This is a genomic window from Thioalkalivibrio sp. (assembly GCF_007692535.1).
Lineage (GTDB): Bacteria > Pseudomonadota > Gammaproteobacteria > Ectothiorhodospirales > Ectothiorhodospiraceae > Thioalkalivibrio.
Genome location: NZ_REBW01000161.1, coordinates 1 through 16313 on the forward strand (window position 1 = coordinate 1; position 16313 = coordinate 16313).

Genomic DNA, 16313 nt, shown 5'->3' on the forward strand with positions numbered 1-16313 from the left:
GGTATTCCATCGAAGGACGAAGCCGCCATGCCAGCCAGGGCGTGAAGAGGAAGGCGGCCACCAGGGAGAACAGCATCGCGACCGAACCCAGGGCCGGGATCGGCTGCATGTACGGCCCCATCATGCCGGTGACGAAGCCCATCGGAAGCAGTGCCGCGATGACGGTGAAGGTCGCGAGGATGGTCGGGTTGCCGACCTCGGCGACGGCATCGACCGTCGTCTCGGTGTCCACGCCCCGCTTCATCAGCCAGCGCCGGTAGATGTTCTCCACCACCACGATCGCGTCGTCGACCAGGATGCCGATCGCGAAGATGAGGGCGAAGAGACTGACGCGGTCGATGGTGTAACCCATCAGCCAGGCACTGAAGATGGTGAACAGCAGCACCACCGGGATCACGACCAGCACGACCAGCGCCGCGCGCAGGCCAAGGAAGATGAAGACGAGCACGGTGACCGCTGCAGTGGCGATGAAGAGCTTGAACATCAACTCGTTCACCTTGGCGTTGGCGGTCTCACCGTAGTTGCGGGTGACCGAGACCTCGACGTTGTCCGGAATCACCTGCCCCTTCAGCAACTCGAGCCGTTCCAGGATGCCATTGGCCACGGCAACGCCGTTGCTGCCTTCCTTCTTTGCGATGGCAATGGTCACGGCGGCCGCACCAACGGGAGCGACGTCGGCCTGTTCCCCGGCGACGCCGGTGTAGTAGCGCACGAAGCGGTCCACTGGACCGGGACCGTAGAGCACCTCGGCAACGTCCCGGACATAGACCGGGCGCCCCGCGTCGACGGTGATCAGGAGGCGCCCGATGTCCTCGGCGTCACGCAGGAAGGACCCGGTGTAGACCGGTATGCTGTCCGAACCCACTTCGATCGAGCCTGCGGTTCGCTCCGAATTCGCGGCCTGCAAGGCCTGGGCAATCTGGTCCATGGTCACGTTGTGACCGGCGAGGCGCTCCGGCATCGGCTGGATCCGCACCATTTCTTCGCGGCCGCTCACCACGAAACTCTGGCTGGTGTTCGGCACCTCGTTCAGGTACTGCAGGCTGTCCAGCGCGATCTGTCGGAGCATGGCGTCGTCGAGTTCATGCGACCACAGCGTCAGCGTCACCACCGGAACGTCGTCCACCCCCTTCGGCTTCACCATCGGCTCGGAGACACCGGGTGGCATCAGGTCGCGGTTGGACATCAGCCGGTCGTGCACCTTCAGGATCGAGGCTTCCATCTCCTCGCCCACGTCGAACTGAACGGTCACCATCGCCTCGCCGCGGTGGGACATCGAGTAGACGTTGTCCACGCCCGAGATCTCGCTCATCAGGCGCTCGAGCGGACGCGCAACGAGACTCACCACCTGGTCCGACGGCACGCCGGGGAACTGGACGAAGATGTCCACCATCGGCACCGAGATCTGCGGATCCTCCTGGCGGGGCGTAATGAGGAGGCCCAGGATGCCGATCGCCAGCGTGGCCAGCAGAAGCAGCGGAGACAGCGGCGAGTGGATGAACGTCTGCGCCATCCGGCCGGCCAGTCCGAGGTCCTTGCCAGGTTCCTCGCCGCCGGCGGCATGCTGATTTTTATGCTCGGACATGGCTGTTTTCAGTCTCTTGTTTCTTGATTTCCATGCGCCCGGGCACGGGCAGAACCGCCGCCAGGACCTCGATGGGGAACTTGCCTTAAGGCTCTAACGGAAACGGGGACCGGGCCGCGGGGCCTGGGTCCCGTTGACGCGCTCGCCGGAACGGATGTTGGCGTCCGGGGAATCGAGGATGCGTTCCCCCGCCTCGAGCCCCGACAGCACCGTCACCATCTCCCCCTGCACCGAGCCAAGCCGAATCATCCGCACGCGCGTGGTTCCGTCGGCCTCCACGACCGCAACGCGCGGCAGGGCACCGCCCGGCACGATCGCCGAGAGCGGGATACGCACCACGCCCGGGCTGGCCTGGGTACCGGGAATGTGTACGTCCGCATACATGCCAGGTCCGCCGGGAACGCCGCGCGGCAGATCGAACTTGACCGTTACGGTGTGCCGCTGCGGATCGGCGATCGGGAAGACCTGGGCCACGCGGGCATCGACTTCCGTCTTGCCGACATCGAGGGTCACCCGCACCATGTCGCCGACGGCCAGTCTGCCCACCAGACGCGCCGGGATATCCGCCTCCACCCGGAGGAATTCGACATGACCGAAGGTGACCAGGGGATGCCCCGGCTGCACGGTATCGCCCTCCTCCACATGCTTGCGCATGATCAGCCCCGAGAACGGCGCCACTGAGCGCGTATCGCGGATCGCCGAATCGATCTCCTCGAGCCGCGAGCGCGCCTGGTGCCAGCGCGAGCTCGCCTGGTCGATGCCGACCTGGCGGGAGAAGAGGTCCGCATGACGCTCGACCGCGGGATCTCCGAGGCCGGCCACGGCACCGGCCGGACGGGTGATCAACTGGTCGAACATGGAAGGAATGCCCATCCCGGGCATCTGGCCGATGTCGCGGCTGCGCGGCGCCGCGACTTCACGCCCGTACTGCATCTGGGCCTCGCGCAGGGCCGCCTCGGAGGAACGCAGGTCCGCGATGGCCGCCTGGCGCTGAGCGGCCAGCCGTTCGTCGCTGATCGCGACCAGCACCTCGTCCCGATCGAAGAAGTCGCCCTCGGCGCCGGCGACCAGGGTAACGCGCCCCCCGATCTGCGCCGTCAGCGTCACCTCGCGGAACGGCACCACCGTCCCGCTGATGGTCTGGTCCCCCGCGGTCGCGGCCTCGACCGCGATCACCCTGCTGACCTGGGCCCCCGACGTGCCCGCGAATAAAAGGACTGCTGCGGCCAGGGCAGCCAGGAACACTCTGGTTGGAGTCATCGTCTTCTTCATGTCGTTGGTTCTAAGTGTAGGTGCTGGCCCATCCGTACGCAGACCGAACAGCACCCCGGTGCAGGCATCCGACCCGAACAACCTTCCCTTTTTACCACAACACACGACCTCCGTGTGCTCGCGCCGCGGGAAGCGCGGCCCCTGCAGGATGCCAAAAAACACCCCCGATGCGTTCGATTCTCATTATTGACGATCGACCTCGATGATCTGCGAAAACGTTCGCAATTTAGTGTGATTCGTTGCAACAATGGTTCCCCTCAACGGGCAGGAAAATCCACTAAAAACGCCTTAAAATAGAGGGTTCACAGCTTCCATGGACCCGTTGCAACACTTCTGGCATCCTGTTGCAGAAGCCCGCCGGATTCCCGCCATGAACGCCAAAACGCTCGCCGAACTCGTCCGCAGCCTCATACAACCCAATCGTGACGGGGTCATGGTCATCGACGATCAGGGCCGTATTGTCACACACAACACGGCCCTAGTTGAACTGCTCGGCCAGCCCCACGGCACCCGTTTCGAGTCCGCCCTCCGCCTGGGTCCGGTCAACCTGCAACGCCTGCTGGTCCGGGCCGCCATTGCCGCCGGTGAACAGGATGTCGTCGGCCGCCCGCGCTGGCGGGCACTGGATTTCAGGGCAGAGCTGGATTTCCGTGATCCGCCGCTACCGGTGCGGATCACCAGCAGCGCGTTGCCACTGCCCGCGGACGACCGGCAGCTCCGGCTCGTGACCATCCTCCCTGACCTCGCTGCCACCGACATCGCAGCCGATCCCGGGGGCTTCACGCCGGGGTCGCCGCTACAATCAGCCGACGCCCATTGCCAGGCGCGGCTGGATCACGCCCTTCGCGCGACCTCGGCAGGGACGCGCCTGCTGCTGCTCGGCGAGACCGGAACCGGGAAGAGCCTGTTGGCGCAAACGCTGCATGCCTCCGGCGGGCGCGGCACCGGTCCGTTTATCGATGTGCACTGCGCCGCACTCCCTGAACTCACCATGGAGTCCGAACTCTTCGGACATGCCCGCGGGGCATTCCCAGGCGCCAGTGCCGAACGCGCGGGGCGCCTGGAGGCGGCCGCAGGGGGGACTCTGCTGCTGGACGAGGTGAGCGCGATGTCGCCGCGCCTGCAGGGAGCCCTGCAGCGCGCGCTCAGCGAGGGTCGTTTCGAACGGATGGGGGAAAACCGTGTCCGCCGCCTGGACGCGCACATCATCTCGACATGCAGTCTGGACCTGCGCCAGCGCGTTGCCGGCGGCCGGTTCCGCGCCGATCTCTATCACCGCCTCGCGGGCGTCTGCATCCTGCTCCCGCCGCTGCGCGAACGCCCGGGTGACCTCGACACCATCGTGGAGCAGTGGTCCGGACACAACCGCATCGCAATCACCGAGGCCGGGCGCCGCCGTCTGCGCGAGCACCCCTGGCCCGGCAATTTCCGGGAACTGCGCAACCGGCTCGAAACGCTGCGCCTGGGAGCCTCTCCCGGCAGCCGCCTGGGCGAGACAGAGATCGGCGCAGCCCTGTCCAGTCACCAGGAGGGAGCCATGTCCAACACGTTCCTCGACCCCGACCTCGCCCACGGCGACGCCCCTGCTCCCTTCTCCCCGGAGGAAGAGCAGGAACGCGAGACGCTGCGCGCGGCGCTGGCGGCGCACAACGGCAACCGCTCGCAGGCCGCCCGCAGCCTGGGAATGGACCGCACCACGCTGTGGCGCAAACTGCACCGCCTGCGCCTGAGCTCGACATGAAGCACCCCATCAAGCGCATCGCCGCCGCCCTGGAGCGCGCCTTCCCGCAGTTTGGCACCGCCCCCTCGGGTCGCTACCGGGCCTGGGCCTTCGATGCCGATCGCGGCTTTCGTCCCATCCAGCGCATGCAGCTGCCTTCGCTCGACGACCTGCTGCATCTCGAGCGCCAGAAGAACCTGGCGGAACGCAACACGCGACAGTTCGTCAACGGACTTCCCGCCAACCACATGCTCCTTTGGGGCGCCCGGGGCACCGGCAAGTCCTCGCTGGTCCGCGCCCTGTTGCAACACTTTGGAGACGCGGGCCTGCGCCTGGTCGAGGTCGACAATCGCGGCCTGAATCGGCTACCCGAACTGGTCGAACCCCTCGCCGCCAGACCGGAACGTTTCGTGATCTTCGCTGACGACCTCGCCTTCGACGCCGACGATGCCGGGTACCGGGCGCTCAAGGCTCTGCTGGACGGGCGTCTGGGCGGGCTGCCCGAGAACGTCCTCCTCTATGCGACCTCGAACCGGCGCCACCTGATACCGGAACCGCGGCACGAGAACGACGCAGGCCCGGACCAGGAACTGCACCCGCAGGAGGCGAGCGAGGAACGCATTTCGCTGTCGGAACGCTTTGGCCTGTGGCTCGCGTTCCACCCGCTGTCGCAGGATCAGTACCTGGACATCGTGTGGCACCACCTGGCCCGCCTGAACGCCACCATTGCAGACGACGAGCGAAAGGAACTGGCCATCGAAGCGGTGCGCTTCGCGACGCTGAGAGGATCACGCAGCGCACGCGTCGCCAGCCAGTTCGCGGCCGATCATGCAGGCCACAGGCTCCTGAACGGCGTTCGCTGAGCCGCGCGTTGGCCAGGCCGGCGCCCCAGGGGCCCACCAGGAACCTCGAAAGAGCGAGGCCCGCCGGCCTTCCGGCGGGTGTCGGCAGCAGGGATGCTGCCGTCAAGCCTACAGGGACGTATTCACGGCGTCCCGCCGGAAGGCTGGCGGGCCTCGCTCCACCCCGGGAGCGGGGACCTGGGCACAGCCGATTCAGTCCATGTTTTCGTGGATGGCCCGGGTGACGGCGTCGATTTCCGCCGGCACCTTGATCGGCGTCCGGCTGGCCTGCGCGATGGCGGTGTCGGGATCCTTCAACCCGTGTCCGGTCAACGTGCAAACGACGCTGGACCCGTCCGGAATCTTGCCCGCCCGGATGTCGCGCAGCGCCCCGGCCACTGACGCCGCCGAAGCCGGCTCGCAGAAGATCCCCTCCTTCTCCGTCAGCAACTTCTGTGCGGCCAGGATCTCGTCGTCGGTGCACTCGTCGAACCAGCCGCCGGACTCCTCGCGCACCTTCCACGCGACATCCCAGGACTGCGGATGGCCGATCCGGATCGCGGTGGCGACGGTGTCGGGATTGTCGACCATCGCGCCGCGCATGAACGGCGCGCTGCCGCTGGCCTGGTAGCCGAGCATCTTCGGCCGCTGCCCGGCGACGCCTCCGCCGGCGTAGCGGCAATGGCCGCTGCAGAAGGTACAGGCGGCCGTGACATGATCCCCCGAATGCGCGGCCAGCTCGGAGTAGCCGATCCAGTGCGCGGTGATGTTGCCTGCGTTGCCCACCGGCAGGCAGTGAAAATCGGGTGCCCGCCCCAGTTCCTCGACGATCTCGAAGGCCGCCGTCTTCTGGCCCTGGAGCCGGAACGGGTTGACCGAGTTGACCAGCGTCACCGGGGCCGCGCTGGCGACCTCCTTGACCAGGCGCATGCCGTCGTCGAAGTTGCCCTCGATCTGGATCACCACCGAGCCGTGCATCATCGCCTGCGCCAGCTTGCCCATCGCGATCTTGCCGTCCGGAATGACCACGAAGGCGGTGATGCCAGCGCGGGCCGCGTAGGCGGCGGCCGCGGCCGAGGTATTGCCCGTCGAGGCACAGATGATCGCCTTGGAGCCTTCTTCGACGGCCTTGGTCACGGCCATGGTCATGCCCCGGTCCTTGAACGAGCCGGTGGGGTTCAGGCCTTCGAACTTGACGTAGAGTTCGACGTCCCGCGAGAGCTCCCGGGGGATGTTGTTCAGCCGGATCAGGGGCGTATTGCCCTCACCCAGCGAGATGATCCGCGTGTCGTCGTGCACCGGGAGACGGTCCCGGTAGCGGTCGATCAGGCCGGTATAGCGATGTCCGAAAGCCATGATGAATATTCCGTTGGGATGGGCGGTGTGGAGTCAGCGGGCCAGGGATTCCATGCGGATCCGGGTCACTGGCGAACTCAGGTGTGAAAGCGCTTCGATCTCGTCGATGGCGCGCTGCATGTCGCCTTCGCGGACCTGGTGGGTCAGGATGATGATCGTGGCCTCGCCACGCTCCGGATCCGGTTCACGCTGCAGGATCGCCTCGATGCTGATGCTGTGGGCGCCGAGCACGCGCGTGATGTCGGCCAGCACACCCGGCCGGTCATGGGCACGCAGGCGCAGGTAGAAGGAGGTCCGCACCTCGGCCATGGGCAGGATCGGCAGATCGGATAACGCACCGGGCTGGAAGGCCAGGTGCGGCACCCGGTTCTCAGGGTCCGCGGTCAGTGCGCGCACCACGTCGACCAGGTCGGCCACCACGGCGGAGGCCGTGGCCTCGGCCCCGGCGCCGGCGCCGTAATACAGCGTCGGCCCGACGGCATCGCCCATCACCAGCACCGCGTTCATCACGCCGTCGACGTTCGCGATCAGACGCCGCTCCGGGATCAGGGTCGGGTGCACGCGCAGTTCGAAGCCGCCCTCGGCCCGGCGGGCGATCCCCAGGTGCTTGATGCGATAGCCCAGTTCGCCGGCAAACGTCACATCCTCCCGGGTGATCCCGCTGATGCCCTCGACATGGATACGCTCGAACTGCAGCGGGATGCCGAAGGCAATGGCCGCGAGGATGCACAGCTTGTGGGCCGCGTCGATGCCCTCCACGTCGAAGGTCGGGTCGGCCTCGGCATAGCCACGGCGCTGGGCCTCGGCGAGGACGTCGCCGAAATCCCGCCCATGATCGCGCATCTCGGTCAGGATGAAATTTCCCGTGCCGTTGATGATGCCCGCGACCCAGTCGATGCGGTTGCCCGCCAGGCCCTCGCGCAGCGCCTTGATGATCGGGATGCCCCCGGCCACCGCGGCCTCGAAGGCAACGACCACGCCCTTCTCCTGCGCCCGAGCGAAGATCTCGTTGCCGTGCAGCGCGATCAGGGCCTTGTTGGCGGTGACCACGTGCTTGCCCGCTGCGATCGCCTGCAACACCAGCGTCCGTGCCGGCTCGGTACCGCCCATCAACTCGACCACCACCTCGACGTCCGGGTCGTCCACGACGGAGGCCGGGTCGTCGGTCAGGCGCACGCCATCGAGGTCACATTCGCGTTCGCGCGCCAGATCCCGCACCGCCGCGGCGACCACGACAATACCGCGTCCCGCGCGCCGAGCGATCTCGTCGCCATTGCGGGCGAGCACCTGCACGGTCCCGCAGCCGACGGTTCCCAGGCCGAGCAATCCGATTCTTACGGGCTTCATTCGAGGGCTTCCTTATTACAGCCGATTACAGCCGAGGTTGGTCGTGGGTTCAGTGGGTCAGGGGGCCGTCCGCGCGGGATCGGATTCTCCCGCCCTCGCGCTCGCAAGAATGGAGTCCGCCCGGAACATCGCCTTGATGCCGCGCAGGGCCTGACGGGTGCGCTGCTCGTTCTCGATCAGGCTGAAGCGCACGTGGGTATCGCCGTAACTGCCGAAACCGATTCCCGGCGAGACCGCCACCTTCGCGTCGCGCAACAACTTCTTGGAGAACTCCAGAGAACCCATATCGCGGTAGGGTTCCGGGATCGGCGCCCAGACGAACATCGTCGCCCTCGGCTTTTCGACCCTCCAGCCCATCGCGTTCAGGCCGTCGCAGAGCACGTCGCGACGGCACCGGTAGAGTTCGCAGATCTCCTGCACGCAGTCCTGCGGCCCTTCCAGCGCTGCGATCGCGGCGACCTGGATCGGGGTGAAGGTGCCGTAGTCGAGGTAGGATTTCATCCGCGCCAGCGCCGCGACCAGGGTCGGGTTTCCACACATGAAGCCTACGCGCCAGCCGGGCATGTTGTAGGACTTGGAGAGCGTGTAGAACTCGACCGCGATCTCCTTGGCGCCCGGGACCTGCAGGACGGACGGCGCCTTGTAGCCGTCGAACACGATCTCCGCATACGCGATGTCGTGCACCACCCAGATGTGATGCTCCCGGCAGATTTCCACCACGCGCTCGAAGAACTCGAGATCGACGCACTGGGTCGTGGGATTCGCGGGGAAATTGAGGATCAGCATCTTCGGGCGCGGCCAGGAATCCTGGATGGCGCGGTTGAGTTCGGCGAAGAAGTCGACATCGGGCGTCAGCGGCACGTGGCGCACGTCCGCCCCCGCGATCACGCAACCGTAGGGATGGATCGGATAGGCCGGGTTCGGCACCAGCACCGCGTCACCAGGGCCGAGGATCGCCAGCGCCAGGTGCGCAAGACCCTCCTTGGAGCCAATGGTCGAGATCGCCTCGGTCTCCGGGTCGAGATCGACGTCAAACCGCGCCTTGTACCAGCGCGTGATCGCGCGGCGCAGGCGCGGAATCCCCTTCGACACCGAGTAGCGGTGCGTATCGCCACGCTGCGCGACTTCCACCAGCTTGTCCACGATGTGCTGCGGGGTCGGCTGGTCGGGATTGCCCATGCCGAAATCGATGATGTCCTCGCCCCGGGCTCGGGCCTCTGCCTTCAATTGGTTGACGATATTGAAGACATAGGGCGGCAGGCGCTCGATGCGGGGAAAGACGTCCATCACGGATGGGTTCCTGGCTCGTGGATTGGGATGGTGTGGCCGTGTGCATCCGGCCGGTTCAACACAAAACGGGTGAAAGTATAACCCGCCCGTCGCAGTGTCAACGCAATGACCCCGATGCCCACACCCGCGGTGCCAGGGGGCGCTTGCCGCATGGGGCCGATGCCGGTAGGTTTGGCTTCATGCAGTTCACGCAGATCACCGACGACGAACAGAACATGATCACCGGTTATGCGCCGGATCATGTCGCGGTAAACGGTGTCCGCTACGCCCACAGCCTGATCCTGCGCCCGGACCGGCTGCTGCCGTCGTGGCCGGTGGCCGAAGTCGGCGCCCTGAGCCTCGAGGCGCTCGCATGGGTGCGCGCGAACCCGCCGGAGATCCTGTTGCTGGGAACGGGACAGCGCCAGACCTTTCCCGAGCGCGCGCTGTGGCGGGAATTGCGGTCGCAGCCGTGGGGGCTCGAGATCATGGACACGGCGGCCGCGTGCCGCACCTACAACCTGATCATGGCAGAGGGCCGGATGGTCGCCGCGGCGCTGATCATCGACCGCTGAGGACGCTCGTCCCGGTATCTTCTGCCCGTGTCGAGCAGGAAAGTTCGGGGCCGAAGAAACTCAGGGGCGCGGCAGCAGCACGTCCTCCGACAACCCACGCGCCCGAAGCAGGCGGCGCAGGCGCTTCAGGGCCTCCATCTGGATCTGCCGCACCCGCTCCCGGGTCACCCCGATCTCGACCCCGACCTGCTCCAGCGTACAGCGCTCGAAACCGTGCAGTCCGAAACGGCGCACCAGGACCTCGCGCTGCTTCTGGTCGAGTTCCTCCAGCCAGGCGGCGACGAGATTGCGGATGTCTTCGTCCTCCAGGAGTGCCGAGGGTCCGGCTGAATTCTCGTCCGGCAGGATCTCGGTCAACGACCGGTCGCCGTCCGGCCCCACCGCGATGTCGATCGAGGTCGAGGGTTCGGACATCGCCCGGAGCTTCTGGATCTCGGCCACCGGCTTGCCCAGCCGGTTCGCCAGTTCCTCCTCGGTGGGCTCCCGGCCCAGCTCCTGCATCATCCCACGCGCCACCTTGCTGTGGGCGCGCAGTTCCTTGCTCACATGCACTGGTATGCGGATCGTCCGCGCCTGGTTCATCAGCGCGCGTTCGATCGTCTGGCGGATCCACCAGGTCGCGTACGTGGAGAAACGGAAGCCGCGCTCGGGGTCGAACTTCTCCACCGCGTGCATCAGGCCGAGGTTGCCCTCCTCGATGAGGTCCAGGAGCGCCAGGCCCCGGTTCATGTAGCGGCGGGCGATCTTCACCACCAGGCGCAGGTTGCATTCGATCATCCGCTGGCGGCCCCTGGGATCCCCCGCCCGCGCCAGGCGGGCGAAGTAGACCTCCTCCTCAGGGGTCAGCAGCGGGCGGAATTCAATGTCGCGGAGGTAGAGCTGAATGGCGTCCAGTTCCGCTGGCCCGGCGTCCTGCTGCAGGCGCCCTGTAGCCGCCACCCGGATGGGATCTTCCTCGATCGGGTCCGCGTCATCCACGGTCTCGACGCCTTCGTCGACCTCGGGGTCTTTGACGTCGTCTTCCGGAGAGGTGGCTGGTTCAGGATCGGTCGGGTCGCCGGGGACCCGCTTCAGAAATCGGTTCTGTGAGGACATAGTGCAGAACTTCTCCGTCTGAGTGCCAGCATCTACCGCCGGGGAAGATAACGCGTCGGGTCGACAGGCGCACCATCGACCCGAATCTCAAAGTGCAGCATGGGGCGGTCGGCCCCGGAATCGCCCAGCAGGGCGATCTTCTGGCCGGCGCGCACGTTCTGGCCCTCGCGCACCAGCAATTCTTCATTGTGCCCGTAGGCGCTGATGAAGCGGGCGTCGTGCTTCAGGATGATAAGCCTCCCGTAACCGACCAGTCCACTTCCCGCATAGACCACCTCCCCGTCCGTGGCCGCACGCACGTCATCGCCAGGATTGCCGCCGATGCCGATTCCCCGGCGCGTGGTCGCACTGTTGGAGAAGGGACGCAGCACGGGGCCGTCGGCCGGCCACTGCCATTGCAAGGCCCCGCGCGCAGCGGCTGTACCGCCTCCCGGGGCCGGAGGTGTCGGTGGCTGGGCGACCGTGGGCGCCGCCTCTCCGGTGCGCGCGATGGACGGTTCCGCGGGCCGCGGCGGCGCGGCCGGGGCGGGTGCCGGAGAGCGCGCGGGCGCGCTGGCGCTGGGAGACGGTGCCGGCGCGGGCCGGCTGGCCAGGGGCGCGGAGCCCGTCAGGCGAAGGCGCTGGCCGGGATAGATCAGGTAGGGCGGCCCGATGCCGTTGCGGCGCGCGACGTCACGCCAGTCCAGTCCGTGCCGGGTCGCGATGCGGTAGAGCGTCTCGTCCCGCTGGACGACGTAAGTCCCGGAAACGCTGACCGCACCAGACGTCGCCGGCGGCCGTGCGGCACACCCGGCCAGTCCGGCGATCAGGAACGCCAGGGTGAGCCAGAGAAGGAGGGGCCGGGAACGCATCAATCCGCGAGAGTCATGAAGGCCATGATCGCCACCAACAGAAAGACCGACAGCCATCCGAGGCGTTCCATGTAGGGACGCAGATGACGGTCCGCCTGCGGACCCAGCCACGCCATCAGAAGACCCACAGCGAAGAAGCGCGCGCCGCGGCCGAGCAGGGAGGCAATCACGAAGGGCAGCAGCGGCATCGCCAGGGCGCCGGCGGTAATGGTGAACAGCTTGTAGGGGATCGGCGAGAAGCCGGCAATCAGCACCACCCAAACCCCCCAGACTGCGAACCATTCCTGGGCCAGATCCATACTCTCCCCGTGACCCGCCTCGATGATCCACGGCGAGACCAGCTCGTAGGCAAGCATGCCGATCACGTATCCGAGCAATCCTCCCAGCACCGAAAAGACGGTGGTCAGCGCGGCCAGACGCAGGCCCTCGCGTGGGCGTGCCGCAGCCATCGGCGCAAGCATCACATCCGGGGGAATGGGAAAGAAGGAGGACTCGGCGAAGGACAGCGCCGCCAGGTAACGCGGCGCGTGGCGGTGCCGCGACCAGCCCATCACCCGGTCATAGAGAGGCTCGAAGACCTTCACTGCTCGGACCCGGAGAGCATCGGCACGAAACACACGGCATCCAGCTGGTCGCGCACGAAGGCCTCCTTGGTATGCGTGTAACGGACCAGTTGCTGGCGTCCGTCGACACCCTCGACCGGCGCGACCAGCCGCCCCCCCGGCGCGAGCTGAACCAGCAGCTCATGCGGAACCTCGCGGGGCGCCGCGGTCAGCAGAATGCCATCGAACGGCGCCTTCGCGGGCCAACCCTCGGCGCCGTCCGCATGGCGGACACCGATGTTGTTGATCCGGAGCCGGCTGAGCAGCTCACGCGCACTGCGGCTCAGCGCATGGATACGCTCCACCGAGTACACGCGTTCGACCAGATGGGCCAGCACCGCGGCCTGGTAGCCCGAACCGGTGCCAATCTCCAGAACGGTGCGGACCGGAGCGCCATCGAGGAGGGTCTCGGTCATGCGGGCAACGATGTAGGGCTGTGACACGGTCTGCTTGTAGCCGATGGGCAGCGCGATGTTCTCGTACGCCCGATGCACCAGCGCCTCTTCCACGAACAGGTGACGCGGCACCTGGCGGATGGCCTCCAGTACCGCGGCATTGCGGATTCCGAGCTCCGACAATTGCTTGACCAGCCGGTCGCGCGCGCGCTGGGAGGTCAGGCCGGCGCCCGAGATATCAAACGCCATCCGCTTCTCCTTCCAGCCAGCGTCCCACCGTATCGATCGCCTCGAACTGGGTGAGGTCCACCTGGATCGGGGTCACCGACACGTAACCCTCGCGCACCGCAAAGAAATCGGTGCCCGGACCGGCGTCCTGCTCAGGTCCTGCCGGGCCCACCCAATAGATGGGCCGCCCGCGCGGATCGCTGGACTTCACGACCGGCTCCGACTTGTGGCGATGTCCCAGGCGCGTCGCCTGGACGCCACGGATCTCCTCGAACGGCAGGTCCGGTACGTTGACGTTCAGGATCGTCGCCGCGGGAAGCGGGACCCGGTGCAGCCTGTCGAGCAGATTCAGCACCACCCGGGCGGCCGCGTCATAGTGCTGCATGCGCGGCCCGACGAGCGACACCGCGATCGCAGGCAAGCCGAGAAACCGGCCTTCCATCGCCGCCGCCACGGTACCCGAATACAGCACGTCGTCGCCCATGTTCGCTCCCGAGTTGATACCCGAGATCACCAGGTCGGGTTCGCGGTCCAGCAGGCCCGTGATCGCGAGGTGCACGCAGTCGGTGGGTGTCCCGTCAACCCCCATGTCCCCGTTCTCCAGCTCCTGCGCGCGCAGGGGGTGCACCAGCGTCAGGCTGTTGCTGGCGCCGCTGCGGTCCCGATCGGGCGCAACGACGCGCACATCCGCGACCGTGCGCAGATGTCTCGCCAGGCACTGAATGCCGGGCGCGTGGATACCGTCGTCATTGCTGACCAAGATGCGCATGAGCGAACAAACCGGGGATGAAGGCGCCTAATATACTGGAAACCGGGAGACACGCACCGAATCCGGCATCATCGGCGCAGGCCCGCGCCGCGCTTGCCCCCAAAGCCCGAACCGTACGAGCCTGACACAGCCACCGGCTTGTACGCCACCGGGGCGGGTGGTGAAACCCACGCTGCGCAGGATGCGCGCGCCCCTGCATGGGATACCAGGATGAATACAGACGAAGACCCGAACGACGTCGGACACTTTCTTCGCGCCATCGGCGAAGTCCGGCGCCTGGAACATGATCAGGCCGACGTGCGCGCGCCGGCCCCGATCGCACGCGCCCAGAAGCGGCGGGAGGACGACGTGGCCGTGCTGCGCGACCTGCTCAGCGATCCGGTGAATGCGACGGACCTGCAGCCCGGGGACGAATTGCGGTTCGTTCGCCCCGGCGTCAGCCGGCGCGTGTTCCGGAATCTGAAACGCGGCCATTACCGGGTGCAGGAGGAACTCGACCTGCACGGCCTGTTCTCCGGCGAGGCACGCAGGGCCGTGGCGACCTTTCTCACCGAGGCACGCTGCGAGGGACACCTCTGCGTGCGTGTCGTGCACGGCAAGGGCCTCCGGTCGAGGCAGCAGGGGCCTGTGTTGAAGGGTCTGCTCGATCACTGGCTGCGGCAACGCGACGACGTCCTCGCATTCTGCTCGGCCCGGCCCGCGGATGGCGGGACCGGCGCCGTTTACGTGCTCCTCCGGCGCGCCGCCGCCAGGTCGTGAGCTCCGCCCCGGCGCTCCCGCTATTTGGTGCCGGGATAACCCAACTGCCCACAGCTGTAGGTCGGGTTAGCCCAACGGGCGTAACCCGACGGGTTTCGCACCCACCCATGGCCGCAAAGCAGCGTCGTCCCAGGCGCCCCGGCACGTCGGGTTACGCTACGCTAACCCGACCTACAGTCTCCGGCTTTTCCTCGTCATGGGTGGCGCAGGGCCATGAGAGTTGACGGCGAGCCGGCAGACGCCGTTGCGTCGGGGGCATGATCTCCGTAGGGTAAGCGCACACGGAACGTTGGCCGACGCGTCGGGCCATGACCGCCGAAATGTCTTGCCATCAGCACTTTTTCGATGCAATATCTGTACAGCAGTTATGCAAAACGTTGTACCGACACCATGAGGGCCGACATGATGAACAAATGGAAGCTGCTTCCCCTGGCGCTTGCGCTGGCCGTCGCCGCACCGGCCCAGGCCGACGAACTGGAAGAGCGGGTTGCCGCCAGCCAGGCTGCCATTCAGCAATTTGCCTCCAGCCTGCAGGGGGAACTGCAGGCCGCCATGCAGGAAGGGGGTCCGATGCAGGCCATCGAGGTGTGCCAGCAGCGGGCACCCGAGATCGCCAGCGACATCTCCGACGATACCGGATGGAGCGTGGGACGCACCAGCCTGAAGCTGCGCAATCCCGACAACGCCCCCGACGAGTGGGAACGCGCGGTACTCGAGGACTTCGACGCACAGCGCGCCGCCGGTGTGCCCGCCGCCGAACTGTCCCGCCACGAGGTTGTCCAGGACGGCGATGACACCGCATTCCGGTTCATGCGCGCGATCCCGACGGCTGGACTTTGCCTGAGCTGTCACGGGTCCGAGCTGGGTGGCGACATCAAGCATGCACTGGAACGCCTGTATCCCGAGGATCAGGCGACCGGCTATTCCGAGGGCGACGTGCGCGGCGCCTTCACCATCATCCAGCGCATGTAGGACCGCGCCGGAACCCGGCGACCGCTCGGTCCGACCCAGGGGCTGCGCACCGGCGCAGCCCCACTTCATTTCCGGAAGGTTTTCATGCCCGGCCGCGGCGAACCGCTGCCCTGTGCTACATTTCCTGCGAGGCTGGGGTTCCCGTCCTCACGGCGTGCCCGGCTCTCGTTGCCCCCGCTTCCGGATAAAGACCGAACCATGACCCGATCGATCGATGCAGAGTTGCTCGCCCTGGCCGTCGACGCGTCCAACGACGGGATCGTGATCGCCGAGCAGGAAGGCCAGGACAATATCCTGATCTACGTGAACCGGGCCTTCGAGGAACTGACCGGTTATACGGCTGACGAGATCCTGTACCGTGACTGCCGCTTCCTGCAGGGCAGCGACACCGATCAGGATGCGGTTCGCGAGATCCGTTCCGCGCTGGACGAGGACAGGCCCTGCCGTGTCGTGCTGCGCAATTACCGCAAGGACGGATCGCTGTTCTGGAACGAGCTCTCGATCACACCCGTCTTCAACGATGATGACCAGCTGACCTATTACATCGGCATCCAGAAGGACATCACCGATCGCGTCGAGGCCGAGGCACGCGCCGAGCGGGCGGAAAAGGCGCTGGCCGAGGTTCGCGGGAACGCAGACACCAAGGTCTGAATCCCGGCAGCGAGTGACGGCCGGG

At 66.8% G+C, this 16313-nt stretch carries 16 protein-coding genes; 6 read left to right on the forward strand and 10 right to left on the reverse strand.

What is annotated here, in order from left to right; genetic code table 11:
- Both EA346_RS09030 and EA346_RS09035 read right to left on the reverse strand, forming a co-directional pair.
- Positions 1-1585 (reverse strand): efflux RND transporter permease subunit (locus EA346_RS09030; RefSeq protein WP_296757756.1); only part of this gene is annotated, 1585 nt, incomplete at its 3' end.
- A 93-nt stretch (positions 1586-1678) separates the two neighbouring features.
- A complete protein-coding gene (locus EA346_RS09035) occupies positions 1679-2845 on the reverse strand; it encodes an efflux RND transporter periplasmic adaptor subunit (RefSeq protein ID WP_296757757.1) in 1167 nt (388 codons plus the stop codon).
- Between the two features lie 382 nt (positions 2846-3227).
- Here EA346_RS09035 and EA346_RS09040 point away from each other — a divergent pair, with 382 nt between their 5' ends.
- Complete coding sequence (locus tag EA346_RS09040; RefSeq protein ID WP_296757758.1) at positions 3228-4598, forward strand: sigma 54-interacting transcriptional regulator; 1371 nt, start codon at positions 3228-3230, stop codon at positions 4596-4598.
- Entirely contained in the window at positions 4595-5440 is an 846-nt protein-coding gene (locus EA346_RS09045) for an ATP-binding protein (RefSeq protein WP_296757760.1), read from the forward strand. Before EA346_RS09040 ends, EA346_RS09045 begins: the two co-directional genes overlap by 4 nt.
- Positions 5441-5632: 192 nt before the next feature.
- Here the strand turns inward: EA346_RS09045 and thrC are convergent, their stop codons facing one another.
- The 3 genes from thrC to alaC are packed head-to-tail and all read right to left on the reverse strand — an operon-like array spanning position 5633 to position 9412.
- Complete coding sequence (gene thrC / locus EA346_RS09050) at positions 5633-6775, reverse strand: threonine synthase (RefSeq protein ID WP_296757762.1); 1143 nt, start codon at positions 6773-6775, stop codon at positions 5633-5635.
- Between the two features lie 33 nt (positions 6776-6808).
- Positions 6809-8122 carry a homoserine dehydrogenase gene (locus EA346_RS09055; protein WP_296757764.1) on the reverse strand — a complete coding sequence of 438 codons (1314 nt, stop codon included), beginning with the start codon at positions 8120-8122 and terminating at the stop codon, positions 6809-6811.
- A gap of 57 nt (positions 8123-8179) precedes the next feature.
- Positions 8180-9412, reverse strand: a complete 1233-nt coding sequence (gene alaC, locus EA346_RS09060) for an alanine transaminase (protein ID WP_296757768.1) — start codon at positions 9410-9412, stop codon at positions 8180-8182.
- 179 nt (positions 9413-9591) lie between these two features.
- On the opposite strand from alaC, the gene EA346_RS09065 reads away from it, so the two are divergent.
- Positions 9592-9966, forward strand: coding sequence for an Mth938-like domain-containing protein (locus EA346_RS09065; protein WP_296757771.1), 375 nt, complete (start codon positions 9592-9594; stop codon positions 9964-9966).
- A 60-nt stretch (positions 9967-10026) separates the two neighbouring features.
- Here EA346_RS09065 and rpoS read toward each other — a convergent pair whose 3' ends face one another.
- Genes rpoS through surE form a run of 5 tightly spaced genes read right to left on the reverse strand, consistent with a single transcriptional unit; the run spans position 10027 to position 13906 of the window.
- Complete coding sequence (gene rpoS, locus EA346_RS09070) at positions 10027-11061, reverse strand: RNA polymerase sigma factor RpoS (protein ID WP_296757773.1); 1035 nt, start codon at positions 11059-11061, stop codon at positions 10027-10029.
- A gap of 32 nt (positions 11062-11093) precedes the next feature.
- Positions 11094-11912, reverse strand: coding sequence for a peptidoglycan DD-metalloendopeptidase family protein (locus tag EA346_RS09075; RefSeq protein ID WP_296757776.1), 819 nt, complete (start codon positions 11910-11912; stop codon positions 11094-11096).
- Complete coding sequence (locus EA346_RS09080; RefSeq protein WP_296757778.1) at positions 11912-12496, reverse strand: YqaA family protein; 585 nt, start codon at positions 12494-12496, stop codon at positions 11912-11914. The genes EA346_RS09075 and EA346_RS09080 overlap by 1 nt, the downstream gene beginning before the upstream one ends.
- Complete coding sequence (locus tag EA346_RS09085) at positions 12493-13158, reverse strand: protein-L-isoaspartate(D-aspartate) O-methyltransferase (protein WP_296757783.1); 666 nt, start codon at positions 13156-13158, stop codon at positions 12493-12495. Before EA346_RS09085 ends, EA346_RS09080 begins: the two co-directional genes overlap by 4 nt.
- The gene (gene surE, locus EA346_RS09090; RefSeq protein WP_296757786.1) at positions 13148-13906 is read right to left on the reverse strand and encodes a 5'/3'-nucleotidase SurE; all 759 of its coding nucleotides are present in this window, start codon (positions 13904-13906) and stop codon (positions 13148-13150) included. Before surE ends, EA346_RS09085 begins: the two co-directional genes overlap by 11 nt.
- 210 nt (positions 13907-14116) lie before the next feature.
- Here surE and EA346_RS09095 point away from each other — a divergent pair, with 210 nt between their 5' ends.
- The 3 genes from EA346_RS09095 to EA346_RS09105 all read left to right on the forward strand — a co-directional run bounded on the left by EA346_RS09095 (position 14117) and on the right by EA346_RS09105 (position 16288).
- Complete coding sequence (locus EA346_RS09095; RefSeq protein WP_296757788.1) at positions 14117-14665, forward strand: Smr/MutS family protein; 549 nt, start codon at positions 14117-14119, stop codon at positions 14663-14665.
- Between the two features lie 405 nt (positions 14666-15070).
- Positions 15071-15637 carry a DUF3365 domain-containing protein gene (locus EA346_RS09100; RefSeq protein ID WP_296757808.1) on the forward strand — a complete coding sequence of 189 codons (567 nt, stop codon included), beginning with the start codon at positions 15071-15073 and terminating at the stop codon, positions 15635-15637.
- 198 nt (positions 15638-15835) lie between these two features.
- Positions 15836-16288 carry a PAS domain-containing protein gene (locus EA346_RS09105; RefSeq protein ID WP_296757789.1) on the forward strand — a complete coding sequence of 151 codons (453 nt, stop codon included), beginning with the start codon at positions 15836-15838 and terminating at the stop codon, positions 16286-16288.
- Positions 16289-16313: the final 25 nt, after the last annotated feature.